21 protein-coding genes are annotated in these 16988 nt (G+C 63.3%); 12 read left to right on the top strand and 9 right to left on the bottom strand.

Annotated elements, in window-relative coordinates; translation table 11 throughout:
• Positions 1-146: 146 nt before the first annotated feature.
• Entirely contained in the window at positions 147-1007 is an 861-nt protein-coding gene (locus tag KJP28_RS15795) for a DUF2189 domain-containing protein (protein ID WP_218393597.1), read from the top strand.
• A 9-nt stretch (positions 1008-1016) separates the two neighbouring features.
• Here the strand turns inward: KJP28_RS15795 and map are convergent, their stop codons facing one another.
• Positions 1017-1823, bottom strand: coding sequence for a type I methionyl aminopeptidase (gene map / locus KJP28_RS15790; protein WP_218393596.1), 807 nt, complete (start codon positions 1821-1823; stop codon positions 1017-1019).
• 127 nt (positions 1824-1950) lie between these two features.
• Between map and KJP28_RS15785 the strand changes: the two genes are divergently transcribed.
• Positions 1951-2595: a hypothetical protein gene (locus KJP28_RS15785; protein ID WP_218393595.1), complete on the top strand. Its 645-nt coding sequence runs from the start codon at positions 1951-1953 to the stop codon at positions 2593-2595.
• Here KJP28_RS15785 and sfsA read toward each other — a convergent pair.
• The gene (gene sfsA / locus KJP28_RS15780; protein WP_218394021.1) at positions 2592-3299 is read right to left on the bottom strand and encodes a DNA/RNA nuclease SfsA; all 708 of its coding nucleotides are present in this window, start codon (positions 3297-3299) and stop codon (positions 2592-2594) included. The two genes, KJP28_RS15785 and sfsA, sit on opposite strands and share 4 nt — an antisense overlap.
• A gap of 247 nt (positions 3300-3546) precedes the next feature.
• On the opposite strand from sfsA, the gene KJP28_RS15775 reads away from it, so the two are divergent.
• The 4 genes from KJP28_RS15775 to KJP28_RS15760 are packed head-to-tail and all read left to right on the top strand — an operon-like array spanning position 3547 to position 6526.
• Positions 3547-4272 carry a competence/damage-inducible protein A gene (locus KJP28_RS15775; protein ID WP_218393594.1) on the top strand — a complete coding sequence of 242 codons (726 nt, stop codon included), beginning with the start codon at positions 3547-3549 and terminating at the stop codon, positions 4270-4272.
• Complete coding sequence (locus KJP28_RS15770) at positions 4269-5009, top strand: GNAT family N-acetyltransferase (RefSeq protein WP_218393593.1); 741 nt, start codon at positions 4269-4271, stop codon at positions 5007-5009. The genes KJP28_RS15775 and KJP28_RS15770 overlap by 4 nt, the downstream gene beginning before the upstream one ends.
• 1 nt (position 5010) lies before the next feature.
• Entirely contained in the window at positions 5011-5577 is a 567-nt protein-coding gene (locus KJP28_RS15765; RefSeq protein ID WP_218393592.1) for a peroxidase-related enzyme, read from the top strand.
• Between the two features lie 37 nt (positions 5578-5614).
• The gene (locus KJP28_RS15760; protein ID WP_336245354.1) at positions 5615-6526 is read left to right on the top strand and encodes an OmpA family protein; all 912 of its coding nucleotides are present in this window, start codon (positions 5615-5617) and stop codon (positions 6524-6526) included.
• Positions 6527-6528: 2 nt separating this feature from the next.
• Here the strand turns inward: KJP28_RS15760 and mbfA are convergent, their stop codons facing one another.
• From mbfA to KJP28_RS15740, 4 genes are all read right to left on the bottom strand, one after another.
• On the bottom strand, positions 6529-7509 hold the full coding sequence (gene mbfA / locus KJP28_RS15755) for an iron exporter MbfA (RefSeq protein ID WP_218393591.1): 981 nt from the start codon (positions 7507-7509) through the stop codon (positions 6529-6531).
• A 75-nt stretch (positions 7510-7584) separates the two neighbouring features.
• Positions 7585-8286, bottom strand: a complete 702-nt coding sequence (locus tag KJP28_RS15750) for an NYN domain-containing protein (protein ID WP_218393590.1) — start codon at positions 8284-8286, stop codon at positions 7585-7587.
• A gap of 8 nt (positions 8287-8294) precedes the next feature.
• A complete protein-coding gene (locus KJP28_RS15745) occupies positions 8295-9017 on the bottom strand; it encodes a heme-dependent oxidative N-demethylase family protein (protein WP_218393589.1) in 723 nt (240 codons plus the stop codon).
• A gap of 39 nt (positions 9018-9056) precedes the next feature.
• Positions 9057-10187 carry an S-(hydroxymethyl)glutathione dehydrogenase/class III alcohol dehydrogenase gene (locus KJP28_RS15740; protein ID WP_218393588.1) on the bottom strand — a complete coding sequence of 377 codons (1131 nt, stop codon included), beginning with the start codon at positions 10185-10187 and terminating at the stop codon, positions 9057-9059.
• A gap of 101 nt (positions 10188-10288) precedes the next feature.
• On the opposite strand from KJP28_RS15740, the gene KJP28_RS15735 reads away from it, so the two are divergent.
• From KJP28_RS15735 to KJP28_RS15725, 3 genes are read left to right on the top strand one after another with little or no spacing between them, the layout of a single operon-like run.
• Positions 10289-10573, top strand: coding sequence for an I78 family peptidase inhibitor (locus KJP28_RS15735; protein WP_218393587.1), 285 nt, complete (start codon positions 10289-10291; stop codon positions 10571-10573).
• The gene (locus KJP28_RS15730; RefSeq protein ID WP_218393586.1) at positions 10570-10839 is read left to right on the top strand and encodes an I78 family peptidase inhibitor; all 270 of its coding nucleotides are present in this window, start codon (positions 10570-10572) and stop codon (positions 10837-10839) included. Before KJP28_RS15735 ends, KJP28_RS15730 begins: the two co-directional genes overlap by 4 nt.
• Positions 10840-10891: 52 nt before the next feature.
• Entirely contained in the window at positions 10892-11512 is a 621-nt protein-coding gene (locus KJP28_RS15725; RefSeq protein ID WP_255552435.1) for a LysE family translocator, read from the top strand.
• Positions 11513-11563: 51 nt separating this feature from the next.
• Here KJP28_RS15725 and KJP28_RS15720 read toward each other — a convergent pair whose 3' ends face one another.
• The gene (locus KJP28_RS15720; RefSeq protein WP_218393585.1) at positions 11564-11992 is read right to left on the bottom strand and encodes a c-type cytochrome; all 429 of its coding nucleotides are present in this window, start codon (positions 11990-11992) and stop codon (positions 11564-11566) included.
• 193 nt (positions 11993-12185) lie between these two features.
• On the opposite strand from KJP28_RS15720, the gene KJP28_RS15715 reads away from it, so the two are divergent.
• Both KJP28_RS15715 and KJP28_RS15710 read left to right on the top strand, forming a co-directional pair.
• Positions 12186-13835 (top strand): Y-family DNA polymerase, encoded by a 1650-nt coding sequence (locus KJP28_RS15715; protein WP_218393584.1) that lies wholly within the window; start codon positions 12186-12188, stop codon positions 13833-13835.
• Between the two features lie 37 nt (positions 13836-13872).
• Positions 13873-14796, top strand: a complete 924-nt coding sequence (locus tag KJP28_RS15710) for an AEC family transporter (protein WP_218393583.1) — start codon at positions 13873-13875, stop codon at positions 14794-14796.
• 21 nt (positions 14797-14817) lie between these two features.
• Here the strand turns inward: KJP28_RS15710 and KJP28_RS15705 are convergent, their stop codons facing one another.
• Complete coding sequence (locus tag KJP28_RS15705) at positions 14818-15378, bottom strand: DUF4453 domain-containing protein (protein WP_218393582.1); 561 nt, start codon at positions 15376-15378, stop codon at positions 14818-14820.
• A 108-nt stretch (positions 15379-15486) separates the two neighbouring features.
• On the bottom strand, positions 15487-16233 hold the full coding sequence (locus KJP28_RS15700; RefSeq protein ID WP_218393581.1) for a DUF1013 domain-containing protein: 747 nt from the start codon (positions 16231-16233) through the stop codon (positions 15487-15489).
• 124 nt (positions 16234-16357) lie between these two features.
• Between KJP28_RS15700 and KJP28_RS15695 the strand changes: the two genes are divergently transcribed.
• On the top strand, positions 16358-16981 hold the full coding sequence (locus tag KJP28_RS15695; RefSeq protein ID WP_218393580.1) for a ribonuclease T2 family protein: 624 nt from the start codon (positions 16358-16360) through the stop codon (positions 16979-16981).
• Positions 16982-16988: the final 7 nt, after the last annotated feature.

Here is a 16988-nt window from a genome sequence, read left to right as displayed (position 1 = left end):
TCTTCTTCCGCGCACGCTTTCTCGCAAACGTGAAATTGGAAACGGGGCGCGCATGTTAGTCTGTTTTCAATGGCCGAAGCCCCGCGTGGCGCGGCCTCACCACGCCTCGCTTCGGTCCCCATCACTGCGGACCAAGGGAGGAACCTATGTCCAAGACTATCGGAAACCCCATCACCGTCGCGATCGGCGCCCTTAGCTCGAGCGCCCGCAGCGTGGAGAAAGGGATCGAAACCATCGGGAGCCACGCGCTCACCGCACCGCACGTCAAACGCATCGGGCTTGCGGATCTCGCGCGTGCGCTACGTCTTGGCGCGAACGACTTCGCCGCCTTGCGCACGGATGTGATGTTCATGGTCGTCGCCTATCCCTTGATCGGTCTGCTCATCGCCGGTCTTGCTTTCAACGCGGCACTCGCGCCGCTCCTGCTGCCGATGGCCGCGGGCTTCGCCATTCTCGGCCCCGTCGCCTGTGTCGGGCTCTATGAGATGTCGAAACGGCGGGAGGCCGGCGAAGATGTCAACTGGGCCGATGCGTTCACCGCGTTGTCCGCGAAGGTGCTCGGACCGCTCCTGACAATGTCCGCCTATCTCCTCGGCCTGTTCACCGCATGGATATTCGCCGCCGACCTGATCCATGAGGTGACGATGGGTGGCATGATGTCGGGCGGCCTGATGGCATTCCTGTCGGAAATCGTCTCGACACAGGCTGGATGGACAATGCTCGTCGTCGGCACCGGCGTGGGTTTCGTTTTCGCCCTGATCGCCCTCGTCACCACGATCGTCGCTGCGCCCATGCTGGTCGATCGCCCGGTCGGACTGCCGGTTGCAGTGTCGACCTCGCTGCGGGTCGCCGCTCGGAATCCCGTTCCGGTCCTCGTATGGGGCGCGCTGGTCGCCCTACTTCTCGCCTTCGGTGTGGCGACGCTCTTCATCGGGTTGATCGTGGTGCTGCCGATCCTGGGCCACGCAACATGGCATCTCTATCGCGCCGCCGTGAGCTTCGACTGAGGGGCCGCTTCAGCCGTAGGTCGGGTGGAATCTGTCTGCGGGCGACAGTGTGAAGACCTCGCAGCCGTCGGCGGTGATTCCGATGGAATGCTCGAACTGGGCCGACAAGCTCTTGTCCCGCGTGACCGCCGTCCAGTCATCGGCAAGAACCTTGGTTTCCGGCCGCCCCAGATTGACCATCGGCTCAATGGTGAAGAACATGCCTTCCTGCAGAACCGGACCGGTGCCTGGCCGTCCGTAGTGCAGAACGTTCGGCGGCGCGTGAAACACCTGTCCAAGCCCGTGCCCGCAGAAATCCCTCACCACGGCCATGCGGTTCTTTTCGACGAAACTCTGGATCGCGAACCCGATGTCGCCGAACGTGTTGCCGGGCCTCGCCGTTTCGATCCCGCGCATCAGCGCCTCGTGCGTCACGTCGATCAGCCGCTCCGCCTTGCGTGGAAGCTTTCCGGCGACGAACATGCGGCTGGTGTCGCCGTACCAGCCATCGACGATCACGGTCACGTCGATGTTCAGGATGTCCCCATCCTTCAGCTTCTTGTCGGACGGTATGCCGTGACAGACGACGTGATTGATGGAAATGCAGGACGCGTGCTTGTAGCCCTTGTAGCCAATGGTCGCCGAGGTCGCGCCAGCTTCGTTCACCATATCTTCGATCGCCGCGTCGATTTCGCCGGTGGTCACGCCCGGTTGAACCATCGGGATGATCCGATCGAGAATATCGGCAGCCAATCTGCCGGCCGCACGCATCCCGGCGAAATCGTCGGGGGCGTAAAGGCGGATGCCTTCTCGGGTCACACGGGTCTTCTGGTCCACGGAGGTACTCCTGTTTGTCTTGGCACTAGATAGGCCCAATTTCCGCTGGTGACAACGCGCCCCAGGCTTGCCTGCACCGTGTTCGCGGATAGAGTAACTGCATTCTTCACATGAATTGGATGACCAGATGTATCGGAGCCTCATCGTATGGATCGTCGCCACCTGCGCGACGCTCCCCGCCGTCGCCGCTTGCGAGGACGAAATCAGGGCGATGTACGACATCGGCGGTTTGTTCGACCCTGCCGAGCTTTCACCACAGGAACACCGCGTCGTCTGGATCGCGCCCGATGGGACAGAAACACCAGCCAACATCGCACGGTGGGAAAATGCGAACCGCGTCGTCTCGGAAAACGGCGGCATGTTCCTGTTGTCCTATGACGGCGGTTATTTTCAGGGACCGGGCTGGGACGGCCCGTGGCAGGACATGGGCTATCCCGCATCTGGCGACGCCATCGAAATCGGCCGCGCCATGAACGACGTGGTGCGCACGAACCTTGCCGATATGGCCTGCGATGGCGAGGTCGAGATCGACGGGCGCGTGGCCCGGAAATACAGCTATCGCTACCGCGTCGAAACCGCAGGCGGTGCGAGTTGGTGGGAAAGCGACTACGTGCTGTTCGTAGACACCGAGACCGGCAATCGCCTGCGAACCGAAGAACGTGGGCTCATCGAAAGCTGGGCGGAAACGGCAACACCGAAGGCCGAAACGCGCGTGACGACGATCACTCAACATCCCGGGTACGTGGTGCCCAACGCGCCGGACGCCGATTAAGCCCGCTCGAACGGCAGCGCCGTGCCAAGTGAGATGCTGGTCGGGTCAATCTTCGTCCCATAAGCGATGACTTCGACACCTGCGGCGATGGCAGCATCCACGGCTTCGGCATAGGCCGGGTCGATATCCCTCGCGATTCCGACCCGCACGGCATCGGTGCGCTGAACGAGGTAGAAGATCACCGCACGATGCCCGGCGCGCGCCATCGCCGACAGTTCTGCCATATGTCGCGCGCCCCGTGCCGTCACGCTGTCGGGAAACTCAGCCAGCCCTTGAGCGCGGCTGAGCGTGACGGATTTGACCTCGATGTAAGCGTCCGGCAACCCCGGTTCTCTCAGAAGGAAATCTATCCGACTCGCCTCGCCGTATTTCACCTCCGGACGCACAGTGCCATAGGGCGCGAGCGGCGGAATTTCGCGGTCGATGAGCGCGCGTTTCAGCATCCGGTTCGGCAAGGACGTGTCGACACCGACAAAATGCCCGCTCTCCTGCTCGATCAGCCTCCAACCGTATTTCAGCTTCTTCCTGGGGTCGTCATTCGGCTCGAGCCAGACCCGAGCGCCGGGTGTCGCCAACCCCATCATCGACCCGGGATTCGCGCAATGCGCCGTGATCTCGGTGCCATCGGCGAGGCGGCAATCCGCGAGAAACCGTTTGTAACGTCGAGAGAGGGTCGCGGGAACGAGCGGCGTGAGAAATTCCATGCGGGCAAAGTGGCGGGAAACTTCATCTCTGTCCACGGGGCACCAAATATCCCACGATTCTAGAATTCTAGAATCCCGGAATCTCCCGCACAGGCCAAAACGTTGTTTTCAAAAAATTTTCCGGAACTACGCCGAGGGCACGTTAATCACTTCGTTAACGCGGTCGGTTTTCTCGGTGCCCAACAACTCTCTTTTGAAGCGTTCCAAAACGCTCTACCCTGACACGGAAAAACCACGGAACATCGCCATGACCAACCCAACCGCCGCCATGATCGTGATCGGGGATGAAATCCTCTCCGGGCGCACCCGCGACTCCAACATGAACCACCTGGCCAAGGAACTGACCCAGCATGGCGTCGAATTGTGCGAGGCGCGGGTCGTCTCCGATGACCGGGCGGCCATCGTTCAGGCGGTGCGCGATTTGTCCGGGTGCTACGATCACATATTCACCTCTGGCGGGATTGGCCCGACTCATGACGATATCACCGCAGACAGTGTGGCCGAGGCGTTCGGTGACCATATCGACATCCGCGATGACGCGCGTAAGCTCCTGATGGATTATTTCGAAAGCCGTGGGGTCGAGGCCACGGAAGGGCGGATGCGGATGGCGCGGATTCCCGACAGCGCGACCTTGATCGACAACCCTGTTTCGATCGCGCCCGGTTTCACGATCCGCAACGTGCACGTCATGGCCGGCGTCCCGGCGGTGTTCGAGGCGATGGTCGCGAGCGTTCTTCCGGGGATCAAGGGCGGCGCGCCCCTATTGTCGCAAACCTTGCGCATCGACCGGCCCGAAGGCGAAGTTGCAGGCCCCCTGCGCAAACTGGCCGAGACCTATCCAGACGTGTCGATCGGATCATATCCGTTCAACGACAAGGGTGCGTTCGGAACCAACATCGTGATCCGCGGGCAAGACGGAGCCAGCGTCGATGCTGCCATGATCGCTTTGTGCGAGGAGTTTCCCAACCCATGACGCCCACCCTCCCCGATGCCCGCGCCCTGACGGATGCGCTGCTTGCGACCTGGCCTGCAGCCGGGATCTCGCGGGTCGGCGCCTGGACAATCCGCGAGGGTCAGGGCGGCGGAAACCGGGTGTCGTCCGCAACCGAGGATTGGCCAGTCACCGAGGCCGACCTCCCCGCCGCCGAAGCCGCCATGCGCGCCTTGGGGCAGGTGCCGCAGTTCATGGTCAGAGATGGCGAAGACAGTCTCGATGCCATGCTGGAACATCATGGCTACGACGTTCGTGACACGACGAACCTCTATGCCGTTCCGACCAAAACGCTGTCCGGCGATGGAAAAATCCCGATGGGGGGCGGCTATGCCATGTGGCCGCCGCTGCACAAGATTCGCGAGATATGGGAGGCCGACGGGATCGGCCCGGAACGTCAGGCAATCATGGATCGCGCGCCGCAGCCCAAAGCCGGGATCATTGCGCGTCGTGCCGATTACGCGGGGGGCGCGGCGTTCGTGGCGATCCATGACGGAATCGCCATGATCCACGCCCTGCACGTCATGCCGAGCGAACGGCGCAGAGGTGTGGCACGGCAGCTTCTCAAACAGGCCGCGATCTGGGCGCATGACCACGGCGCGCCGGTCACTGCGCTTGCGGTGACGCGGGGCAACCACGCCGCGAACCCGCTCTATGCCTCGCTTGGCATGACGCTTCGGGGGCATTATCACTATCGCGTTCATGCGAAGGAAAGCTGACATGCCCAAGAACATCATGGCACTCGACCTGCCGCAGGTGGAGCCGCTGCCGGAGAGCACGCAAAAATACTTCGATATCTGCCAGGAAAAACTGGGGATGGTCCCCAACGTGTTGCGGTCCTACGCGTTCGACATCGACAAACTCAACGCGTTCACGGCCATGTATAACGACCTCATGCTGGGTGACAGCGGGCTGAGCAAACTCGAACGCGAAATGATCGCGGTCGTCGTCTCGTCGGTGAACAAGTGCTGGTATTGCCTCGTCGCGCATGGAGCAGCCGTCCGGCAATTGTCGGGCGATCCGAAGCTGGGCGAAGCAATGGTGATGAATTTCCGCGCCGCCGGGCTCGACGCGCGGCAGCATGCCATGCTCACGTTTGCCGAAAAACTGACGGAAGCGCCGGCCAAGATCGAAGAGGCGGATCGGGCGGCCCTACGCGACGCGGGGTTTTCCGACCGGGATATCTTCGACATCGCCTCGGTCGCGGGCTTTTACAACATGTCCAACCGGGTCGCGGCGGCGACCGATATGCAACCGAACGACGAATACCACGGGCAGGCCCGCTAAGGTGCACAGGCGGGCGGCTTCATTCCTGACGTGCGCCGTGGCGGCTACCGTTCTCGGCATGCCGGCGGGAGCCGAAATCGCCTTGCCAGACGGGTCTACCCCCACCTTCGAAGAGACCGAGAACGAGGCCCGCTACGCTCTCCCGATCGGGCCACACGATGGTGACGAGCTGCGCACCTTACCCGCCGAGGGGCAGGTGACGCGTCGGGCATGGCGCATCGGCGGCACCGGGCTTTCGAGCTTTCAGGTCATGATCACCCTGCGGCAGCAACTCGTCGATGACGGATACGAGGTTCTGTTCGAATGCGACGCGTCAAGTTGCGGGGGGTATGATTTTCGCTTCGGAACCGACGTGATCGGCGAACCGGACATGCATGTGGACCTCGGGGATTTTCAGTTCCTGTCGGCGCGCATCCCCGGCGACACCGGACAATATGCGTCCATTTTCGTCAGCCGGTCCGCGAGTTCGGCATATGTGCAGGTGATTTCCGTCGCCCCTGCGGATGCAGCACAGCCCGAAGTCGTGACCTCGACAAAGACCGATCCGACCGCGATGCCGGATGAAGCGACAGGCTCACTGGGCGAAGCGATGGAAACGATCGGGCGGTACATCATGACCGACCTGAGCTTCGAGACTGGCTCTGCTTCGCTCGGTGACGGGCAATACGACAGCCTCGCCGCGATAGCGACCTATCTCGATGCGCACCCATCCGCTCGCGTTGCGCTTGTCGGCCATACCGATGCAGAGGGATCGCTCGCCGCGAATATCGCCATATCCGAGCAACGCGCGATCAGTGTGATGGAACGTCTCGTGTCCCGATATGGTGTTGCCGCGGACCGGCTCGAGGCGAAGGGAATCGGGTATCTGGCGCCAATCGCGTCGAACCAGACGGACGACGGGCGGACACGAAATCGCCGCGTCGAGGCGATCCTGATTTCGACCGAGTAACGTCAGCCGCCCCCAATAAGAACCCCGGCCGCGAAGACGAGCGCCCCGCCCACGACGACCTGAAGCGTCGCCCGCATGAAGGGCGTTTCCATGTAGCGGTTCTGAATCCAGACGATTGCGAACAATTCCACCACGACGATGATGATCGCGAGGATCGTGGCGTTCCAGAAGTCGCCCAGGAGATACGGGAGCGCGTGTCCGAGGCCCCCAAGAGTGGTCATGACCCCCGACGAAAGGCCCCGCTTGACCGGGCTGCCCCGCCCGGACAATTCCCCGTCGTCGGTGGCAGCTTCCGTGAAGCCCATCGAAATGCCGGCCCCGACGGCAGCGGCAAGGCCGACGGTCAGCGTCGTCGCCGGGTCGCGCGTGGCGAAGGCCGTGGCGAAGACGGGTGCCAGCGTCGAAACGGAACCGTCCATAAGCCCCGCCAGACCGGGCTGCACCCAGGTCAGCACGAATTGCCGCTTGGCTTCCCGATCCTCTTCCTCACGCGCCTCACCGCCAAGATGCTCAGCCTCCAGATCACCCGCCGTCTGCGTGTGACCGGCTTCCGCGGCCGCGAGATCGCCTAGCAGCTTCCGGGTGCCCGCATCGGTGCTGCGGTCGGCGGCCTTGCGGTAGAACGTCTCGGCCTGCCGCTCCATTTCGCTGGCTTCGGCTCGCATCCGCTCAAGCCCGAAATTCTCCACGATCCAGGCCGGGTTGCGCGCAAAATACCCCGCGACATGGCTGCGCCGGATTGGCGGAATCGCATCCCCGAAGCGCCGTTTATGCTCTTCGATCAGCCATTGACGATGCTCGTCCTCCTCCTCGGCCATCCCATCGAAGACCTTGGCCGAGGAAGGATAGTCCGATCGCAGCGACTCCGCGTAGTAGCGGTAGATCCGCGCGTCTTCTTCTTCGTTCGAAATTGCGAGCGCCAGCACTTCCTGTTCGGATAAATCCGAAAACCGGCGGCGCGACTGAAGGATACCGAGTGACATGATGACCCATAGTTTGGAACAATTCTAAACTATTTAGCCCGATACTGGTGGCCGTGGCAATGCGGCGGATCGCCCTCAGTCGAGTCTGCGGATCACGATATGGTTGCCTTCGCGCTTGGTCTCGAACCGTTTCGTGTCGCGGATCAGGTCGGACAGTTTCGCCCGCCCGTAGGTCCGAGTGTCAAAATCGCGATTGTCGGCTTGAATGGTTTGACCGATCTGGCCAAGCTGGAACCACTCACCATCCTGGTCGATCTTCTCCATCGCGTTGAAAATAAGGGGGATCGCGTCCGACACCGATCGCTTGCCCTTCTTCGTCTCACCCTTCTGGGCGGGTTCTTCGACGATATTCTCGATCATCACGAACCGCGAACAGACATTGCGCAGGCTTTCCGGCGTCTTGCCCTCACCGATCCCGATCACCGTCATCCCCTGCTCGCGAATACGGTTTGCGAGCGAGGTGAAATCGCTGTCGGAGCTGACCAGAACGAAGCCATCGAAGCGCCCCGTGTGAAGAAGGTCCATCGCGTCGATCACCAGCCCGATGTCGCTTGCATTCTTGCCCTTGGTGTTGGCGCTTTCCTGATGGGCGACAAGGCCCAGCTCCTGCACCTTGCCTTTCCACGGGGCAAGCCGTTGTGACGACCAGTCGCCATAGACCCGGCGCAGCGCGGGTTCACCATAGGCGGTGATTTCCTTGAGAATCGCTTCGGCGAACCGGGCGGGCACGTTGTCGGCGTCGATCAGGACGGCGAGAAGGGGGGTGTCATTTGCCATGACCCTGCCTAACCCGCATCCTGCGCGCGCACCAGCCATGTGTGGATGGAAAAGACGACCGCGCCGGTTTCGGGAAGGCGCTTGATGACCTGCCGTTCCTTACGGAGAAAAGGCCGGGGGCCCGACGCGTGGTAGTCCTCGGGCGAGGTCGACTCGAGCGCCGGATTGTGCAGGCGGTCCGTCTCGTAAGGCAGATGGTTCCACCGAACCAGAGGCTGCTCCACCCGCACGAGGTCGAAAAGACGCTGCACACGGGTGGCAAGCGCCGTGTCATACTCCGGGACCGGCGTGTGAATTGCGGTCAGGGGGCGGCCGATTTTCTGCGTCAGGGTCCAGAGCGACGGAAAGCACAGCACCCCGGCGGCCAGCCAATGCTCGTTTTCACCGCGCAACATGACGATGAAATCTTCCTGCGCCAACCGACCGAGCGTCCCCAACGGATCATCGCGGTCGATCCCCACCGTGACACCGTCCGCGCGCCGGTAGTCGGACCCACGCACACCCAGGTCCTCCAGCACCACCGACAGAAGCTCCGCCACCGCGTCCACCGCATCGTCGGTTTGCGCGATCACCTTGTCACGCTGCTGCAAGACAAGCCGGTCGCGCAACGCCATCTGTTCCGCATAACGCTCATCGCGCCGGAGCCAATCGCCGGGCGCAAGCGGTCTCGTGCCCGGAAGCGGGTGCGCAATCGCGTCGTCGGGAAACTGGTCGTGCAGGATACCGCTCATCGGCTCACCGGAACCCGGAACCCTGCAAGAGGCAAGACGTCAGTACGTCACGACCGAGCGAATGGACTCGCCCGCATGCATCAGGTCGAAGCCCTTGTTGATGTCGTCGAGCCCCATGGTGTGCGTGATCATCGGGTCGATCTCGATCTTGCCGTCCATGTACCAGTCCACGATCTTCGGCACGTCGGTCCGCCCGCGTGCGCCGCCGAATGCCGTGCCCTTCCAGACCCGGCCGGTCACAAGCTGAAACGGGCGCGTCGCGATCTCGGCCCCGGCGGGTGCAACACCGATGATGATGCTTTCGCCCCAGCCCCGGTGCGCGGCTTCGAGCGCGGTGCGCATCACGCCCACGTTGCCGGTCGCGTCGAACGTGTAATCCGCGCCGCCGAACGCGTCGCCCGGACGTTTCGTGATGTCGAGCAGGTAGGGCAGCAGATCGCCCTCGACTTCGTTCGGGTTCACGAAATGGGTCATGCCGAACTTCTCGGCCATCTGCTTTTTCGAGTTGTTCAGATCGACACCCACGATCATGTCGGCACCGGCGAGGCGAAGCCCCTGGATCACATTGAGCCCGATGCCCCCGAGACCGAACACGATGGCCGAAGACCCGACCTCGACCTTGGCCGTGTTGATGACCGCGCCAATCCCCGTGGTCACGCCGCAGCCGATGTAACAGATCTTGTCGAACGGCGCGTCCTCTCGCACCTTGGCAAGCGCGATTTCCGGCAGAACCGTGTGGTTCGAGAAGGTCGAGCAGCCCATGTAATGCAGGATCGGATCACCATCGAGCGTCGAAAAACGCGATGTTCCGTCGGGCATGACGCCCTGCCCCTGCGTGCCCCGGATCGAGGTGCAGAGGTTGGTTTTCTGGCTCGTGCAGGAATAGCACTCGCGACATTCAGGCGTGTAGAGCGGGATCACATGATCGCCGGGCTTCAGGCTGGTGACACCCTCGCCCACTTCCATCACCACGCCCGCGCCTTCATGCCCCAGAATGGCCGGGAACAGCCCCTCCGGATCAGCGCCCGACAGCGTGAATTCGTCGGTGTGGCAGATGCCGGTGGCCTTGACCTCGACAAGCACCTCGCCGGCCTTCGGCCCATCGAGGTTCACATCCATGATCTCAAGCGGTTTACCGGCTTGGGTGGCAACGGCGGCACGGGTTTTCATCGCAAATCTCTCCCTTGTAATTGGCTGGAACATTGGGCGATTTTCAGCATTGGGGCAAACAGAAACCTTGAGACGAAACCGTCAGGGATTATCTAGGACGCATGAAACGATTGATCCTCGCCTGTGCCCTCGCGCTCCCTCTCGCTGCCTGCAAGGAGGACGACGATGTGACCGCGAGCGGACCCGATCCCGACGCCTGCAACGCCTCGCAATACCAGAGCCTCGTTGGTCGGGACGAAGCTGCGGTTGCGGAAGCTGGAATTGAGCCGGGTCAAAAGGCACGCATTTTCGGACCCGGTGATGTGCTCACGATGGATTACCGGAGCGACCGGATCAACGTCGAGCTTGACGCGGCCGGTGAAGTCGTGCGGGTCTATTGCGGATGAAACGACTATCGCTCACCGCCTTCGCCTTGCTCGCCGCGTGCTCGTCCGGCCCCGTAGTGCGCCATGACCCGACCGGAGAGCTCGGCGTCTGTCCCGCCCCGGCTTTTCAGGATTTCGTCGGTCAGAAATACGCTCATACCGCCTTCGATTGGCGGATGCTTCGGATCATCCGTCCCGGCGATGCCGTGACGAAGGATTATCGCCCGGATCGGCTCAATGTGGATTTGGACGAGAACGAAGTGATCACCCGGATCTGGTGCGGCTGACCGCGCGAATGCGCAGGTTTCGGGTCGATAGACTGGGCATTTGCCGACGATGATGGCGGCCACCAAAGGTCGCCTCATGCTCGAAACGTTCATCGCTCTCATCGTCTTCCTCGCGCCGCTCGCGTACAGCCCTGGTCCCGGCAATCTGTTCTTCGCCGCCAACGGTGCGCGGTTCGGGTTTCGGGCGACCCTGCCCGCGAACGTCGGCTACCATGCGGCGACATGGCTCGTGACCATCGCGATCGGGCTGGGCTTCCTCGCCCTCGTCGAAAACGTTCCGGGCGTGTTCGCCTTCATCCGGATGGCCGGGGCGGCCTATGTGCTCTGGCTCGCGGCAAAGCTGATCCGGTCGGGCGCGATCGAAGACGGGAGCGCGGCGCAACCTGCCGGGTTTCGAGACGGCGTCGTGCTCTTGCTTCTGAACCCCAAGGCCTATGCCATCATCGCGTTGATGTTCAGCCAGTTCCTCGGCCCGAACTTTTCCGGCAACCTTGCCGCAGTTCTTTTCATTTCCACTGTGTTCACCCTGAACAACTGCACGGCCTTCGTGATCTGGACGTTGATAGGCGACCGGCTCGCCGCAGTGTTTCGCAACGATCGGCAAGCGGCTGTTCTGAACGTCGTACTCGGGCTTGCGCTTGCCGGTGTGGCGATCTGGATGCTTTTGCCCTGAAACGAAAACCCCCGCCAAACGGCGGGGGCCTGTAGCGTCGGTATTCTCCGCTCAGAGCTTGTAGGGCTTGTGACAGGCCGCACAGGCTCCACCTACGCCCTGCATCGCGGCACTCAGGCTCGCCTCGTCTGTCACTTCGGCGCCCATCGCCGCTTCGTGCAGCGCTTCGGCTTTTGAAACGAAGTCTTCCCAATACGCCCAGATATCCTCCGAGGCATCGGTTTCGCCCTCGATGGATTCGGTCTCGAACACGACGGGAATCGTTTCGGCAGCTTCGGTCATCGTCCCGAGCGCGGCATTGGCCGCGTCCGCATCGAATGCGGTCGTGCCCTTGGCCATGTCAGAGAGAACCTTCATCTGCGCGCCGATGGTCTTCATCGTGTCCTGGCGCGCTTTCACCGGGTCTTGGTCTTGTGCAATGGCAAACCCGCTCAGTCCCAGAAAGACTGCGGCGGTGGTAATCGTAACGGTTTTTCTCATGGCTTTCCCTGTTTGTTGGGTGTGGCTTTGCGTTCCCGACCACCCTAGGGAACATCTTGTGAAATCATTATAACATCCGCGCGAGTGGCGTGTGACGGCAGGTTTCTGCCCCGCAGCACCATCGGAGGACTCGACTCCTTCATGGCCGGGACGGTAAAAGAACATAATGTGAACATTCACGCCCGCTGCCGCCATGCCCACCAAACGCCACGTGTCGCTCTGGTTTCCCCGCCTCGCCGCCGAACGCCTGCTGCGGCTCGACCGTGCCTTGCCTGCCGGTCCTTTCGTGGTGGTCGCGGATCGCAACGGGGCGCAGGTCATCACCGCGCTGAATGACGAGGCGAGCGCGGCGGGGCTGATCCCCGGTCAGCCGCTTCGGGACGCCCGCGCCATGTGCGCCGAACTGACCGCGCGGCCCGCGAACCCGGTGGCTGAAGCGGGGTTTCTGACCACGCTGCGCCGGTGGGCCGGGAAATTCTCGCCCTGGGTGGCCGAAGAAGCCCCCGACGGGCTGATCCTCGACATCACCGGCTGCGCGCATCTGTTCGGGGGCGAGGAAACGCTGGCCGAAGAGATCGAGCGGGAGTGCGCGCGGCTGGGGCTGAGCGTGCGGCTGGGGCTGGCGGATACGCTGGGCGCGGCCTGGGCGCTGGCCCGCTTCGCCCATCGCGGCGCGGATGGCGGGCTGTCGGGCGACGCCATCGACCAGGAGGCCCGCGCCACCCGGTCCCGCGCGGTCAAGCGGCGGCACTGGACGCGGGGCGGACAGCCTCCCGCCGTGCATCTCGCCGCCACGCCGCCCCGCATTGCCGCATCCGGCGCCACGCGACAGGCCATCGCGCCCCTGCCCGTCGCAGCCCTCCGGCTCGACCCGGATGCGGTGGCCGGGCTGAACCGTGTCGGCCTGCGCCGGATCGAGGATCTTCTGGGCATGCCCCGCGCAGGGCTGGCCCGACGTTTCGGGCGCAACACCGTGCGACGACTGGATCAGGCACTGGGCGTGGAACCCGAACCCGTCTCGCCGGCCCGACCGCCGCAGAGCTTCGCGGTCAAGATGCGCCTGCCCGACCCGATCGGGCTGGAAGAAGACCTTATGGGTGTGATCGACCGTCTCCTGCCCGAGCTTCAGACCCGGCTGGAGCGGGCGGGTCGGGGTGCGCGGCGGCTTCGGGTCGAATTCTCGCGCACGGACCGCACCATGCAATGGCTCGATCTCGGCCTTGCCCGCCCGTCCGCCGACCCGCACCGGATGCGTCCGCTGATCGCGCTCAAACTCTCCGACATCGAGGCGGATTTCGGGATCGACCAGATCCGGATGATCGCCAGTGTCCACGAACCGCTCCACGCCGAACAGCACGCCGGCCATGCCGAGGCAGGGGCACGTGTGACAAGCCGGGGCGACGGCGCGGCGCTAGACGATCTCATGGGGCGGATCGGGGCGCGGCTGGGGCTCGAATCTCTGACCCGGCTCTATCCTGCCGACAGCCATATTCCCGAGAAAGGCGGTATGGTGGTCGCCGCCGCCTTCGCGCCCGCCTCGACCGAGTGGCGCGCACCCGCAGCCGAACGCCCGCTGCGGCTCTGGCCGCCCGAGCCGGTGATGATCCCGGACCTGCCCCGCCTGCCCGAAAGCTTCCGCTGGCGCGGGCGCGACCACGGGATCAGGGCCGCACACGGGCCGGAACGCATCGCGCCGGAATGGTGGCTGGACGACCCCGACTGGCGCACGGGCCTGCGCGATTACTGGGTGGTGGTAACGGATCGGGGCGAACGGCTCTGGCTCTACTTCGCCCACGGGGCGGCGCGCTCGCCCGGCTGGTTCTGCCACGGCGCGTTCGCCTGATCTTCCCCCGCCACGCTCCCCATGCTAACGCGCGTCCATGATCGACGTGCTCTTGCAGACCCTGCCCTTCTTCTCGCTCATCGCCGTCGGCTATCTTGCAGGGCGCACGGGGTTCTTCTCCGAGGCTGCAACCGCTGCGCTCACGAAGTTCGTCTTCTACTTCGCGCTCTCCGCGATGCTCCTGAAGTTCTCGGCGAACCTGAACCTGCGCGACGTGCTCGACTGGCCCTATATCTGGGCCTACCTGATCGGGACGACGGCGATCTATCTCGTCGCCACCACCATCGCCCTGCTCAGAAAGCGCGGCGTCGAGGAGGCCGCGGTCGAGGCCCAATGCGCCGTGATCGGCAACACCGGGTTTCTCGGCATCCCCATGCTCACGCTTCTGTTCGGGCCGGAAGCAATTGGCCCGGTGATGCTCTGCCTCGCCGTGGACCTCGTCGTATTCTCGTCGCTCATCGTGATCCTGATCACGGGTTCGCGGGACGGACGGGTCAGCCCTGCGGTCCTCGGCACCGTGGCGATGGGCCTCGTGAAGAACCCGATGATCGTTTCAATCGTCGCAGGCTTCGCATGGTCAGCAACCGGCTGGGCGATCCCTGGCCCCGCAAACGAGGCGCTGACCTTGCTTGGCGCGGCCGCCACACCCGGCGCACTCTTCGCAATCGGGGCATCGCTCGCCGGCAAGTCCGCGGAACGTCTGAGTGTCGCGGGCTGGCTATCCTTCGCCAAGCTGGTGCTGCATCCGGCGGCAGTCGCCCTCATGGCACTGGTCGTCTTCACAATCGACCCGTTCAAGGCCGGCGTGATGATCGCCGCCGCCGCACTCCCGGTCGCCGGAAACGTCTACATCCTCGCACAGCATTACGGTGTCGCGCCGCAGCGCGTTTCCGCTTCGATCCTGATCTCGACGGCCTTGTCGATCTTCACGGTATCGGCGGTAATCGCCTGGGTCGGCTAGACCCCTCCGCCGCTCGGGCAATCACCCCGCCAGATGCGTGCACAGGTCGATGTCGACAGGCGTATTCGACCAACCCATCGCAAGTACTTCGCCATCGCGGTAGACCGAGATGAATTCCCAACCGGGATTTTCGAGCCATTCGTATTCCCAGACGATGTCCAAACCGGCCTGCGCCGAACCCACGACAAGCGCATCCACGGCATGACCTGACCGCAAGGGAATGTCCGGCCCGGTCCAGCCAAGACAGGCGGACCCGTCGTATTCCGTCGGGATCGGAAGATCGGAAAGCTGCCTGAGAAGCGGCATCCGGGAAAGCGCGAGCCCAGTGGCTTCGGTATTCACGTCGCACCCGAGGTAGGCTTCGCTCTCCCTGATCATTGCTGTCGCCTCTCGCACATCCGGCGCGAGCGTGATCTGCGTTCCGATGCAATCCGAATTGTCGAACACCGCGGCGCCAAGTCGGGAGCCGAAGCAATAACCGGCTCGATCGAACGCAAGGTTCCGCACGAACCACATTTCGTCACAAGCCGTATCGGCACAGGCCGGTCCGGACAAGATCAAGAGAAACGGGACGATGCGCATGACGTGGTCTCCTTCGCCCCATTGAACGCGAGGCGGGCGCGCGAGTCCACGAAACAAAAAAGGGCGCGGACCGAAGCCCGCGCCCAAACCGGCAAGAAAGCGCCGGGCTTACTTGTCGTCTTCGTCCTCGTCGTCCGAGTCGGGGAGGTTGAAGAAACTGTCCGCATCCGGCGTCGCCTCTTCTTCCTTCTTGTCGTCGTTACCGCTCAGCGTGAAGGCTTCGAGCCCCTCGATGGCGGTGGGGATCTTCGGCTCGTCATCGGCGGCCAGCGACTGCTCGGTCGAGAGCAGCTTGCGGCGCTCGTCGTCGGACATCGCCTCGCCTTCCTTGGCGCGCTTCGCCGCTGCCTTCTGCACGGCGGCGTCCAGCTCGGTCTGCTTGCACAGGCCCAGCGCAACCGGGTCGATCGGCTCCATCGCCTGAATGTTCCAGTGCGTCCGCTCGCGGATCGACTGGATCGTCGGCTTGGTGGTGCCCACGAGCTTGGCGATCTGCGCATCGGTCAGCTCGGGGTGGAATTTCACCAGCCACAGGATCGAATTCGGCCGGTCCTGACGCTTGGACAGCGGCGTGTAGCGCGGACCTCGGCGCTTTTCCTCGCCGACCGCAGCCGGGTTGAACTTGAGCTTGAGCTTGTGGGACGGATCGGCCTGCGCCTTTTCGATCTCGTCCTGCGTAAGCTGGTTGTTGGCGATCGGATCGAACCCTTTGACGCCCTGCGCAACCTCGCCATCGGCGATGCCCTGCACCTCGAGCTCGTGAAGCCCGCAGAAATCCGCGACCTGCTTGAAGCTGATCGTCGTATTGTCGACGAGCCAGACGGCGGTCGCCTTTGCCATGATCGGTTTGTCCATGATGACACTCCTTTGGATACGCCGGTGCCGGTCCCCGGAAAGGGGCGCCTGTCTCAGGCTGGGCTACCGTTGTCGGGAAACTTGGCGGCTATATAGTGCAGGAAAATGGATGAGGAAAGAGTGAATGCGCGTCTTGTTGATCCTGCTCATGAGCATGGGAGCGGCCTGGGCCGATGGTGAGAAGGCAGGAGATTTCGACTATTACGTCCTCGCCCTGTCGTGGTCGCCGAACTGGTGCAAGCTCGAAGGCGACGCGCGGCGATCCGAGCAATGCGAAGAGGATTTCGGCTGGGTCGTCCACGGTCTCTGGCCACAATACGAACAGGGCTGGCCCGCCTATTGCCCCACAACCGCCCGCGCGCCCTCGCGCCAGATGACGCGCGCACAGGCCGACATCTTCGGTGCGGGCGGTGCGGCATGGTACCAGTGGAAAAAGCATGGCGTCTGCTCAGGGCTCGAGGCCCCTGCCTATTACGACCTTGCACGAAATGCCTTCGGCCGCGTGAACCGGCCCGAGGTGCTGCGCAAAATCGACCGCGCTTTCGAAATCCCCGCGAAGGTGATCGAAGACGCCTTTCTTCAGGCCAACCCGGACTGGAACCCGGACATGGTGACGATCACCTGCAAATCCGGCCATATCCAGGAGGCGCGCATCTGCCTCACGAAAGACCTCGCCCCGCGCCCCTGCGCCCCTGATACGCGGCGCGACTGCACGATGCAGGGCGCCCTTCTGGAGCCGATCCGATAACCCTGTT

Origin of the sequence: Maritimibacter dapengensis (assembly GCF_019218265.1) — a bacterium.
GTDB classification, from domain to species: Bacteria; Pseudomonadota; Alphaproteobacteria; order Rhodobacterales; family Rhodobacteraceae; genus Maritimibacter; species Maritimibacter dapengensis.
Note: the sequence above shows the minus strand (reverse complement) of the source record. Positions and strands in the feature narration are given on the sequence as shown.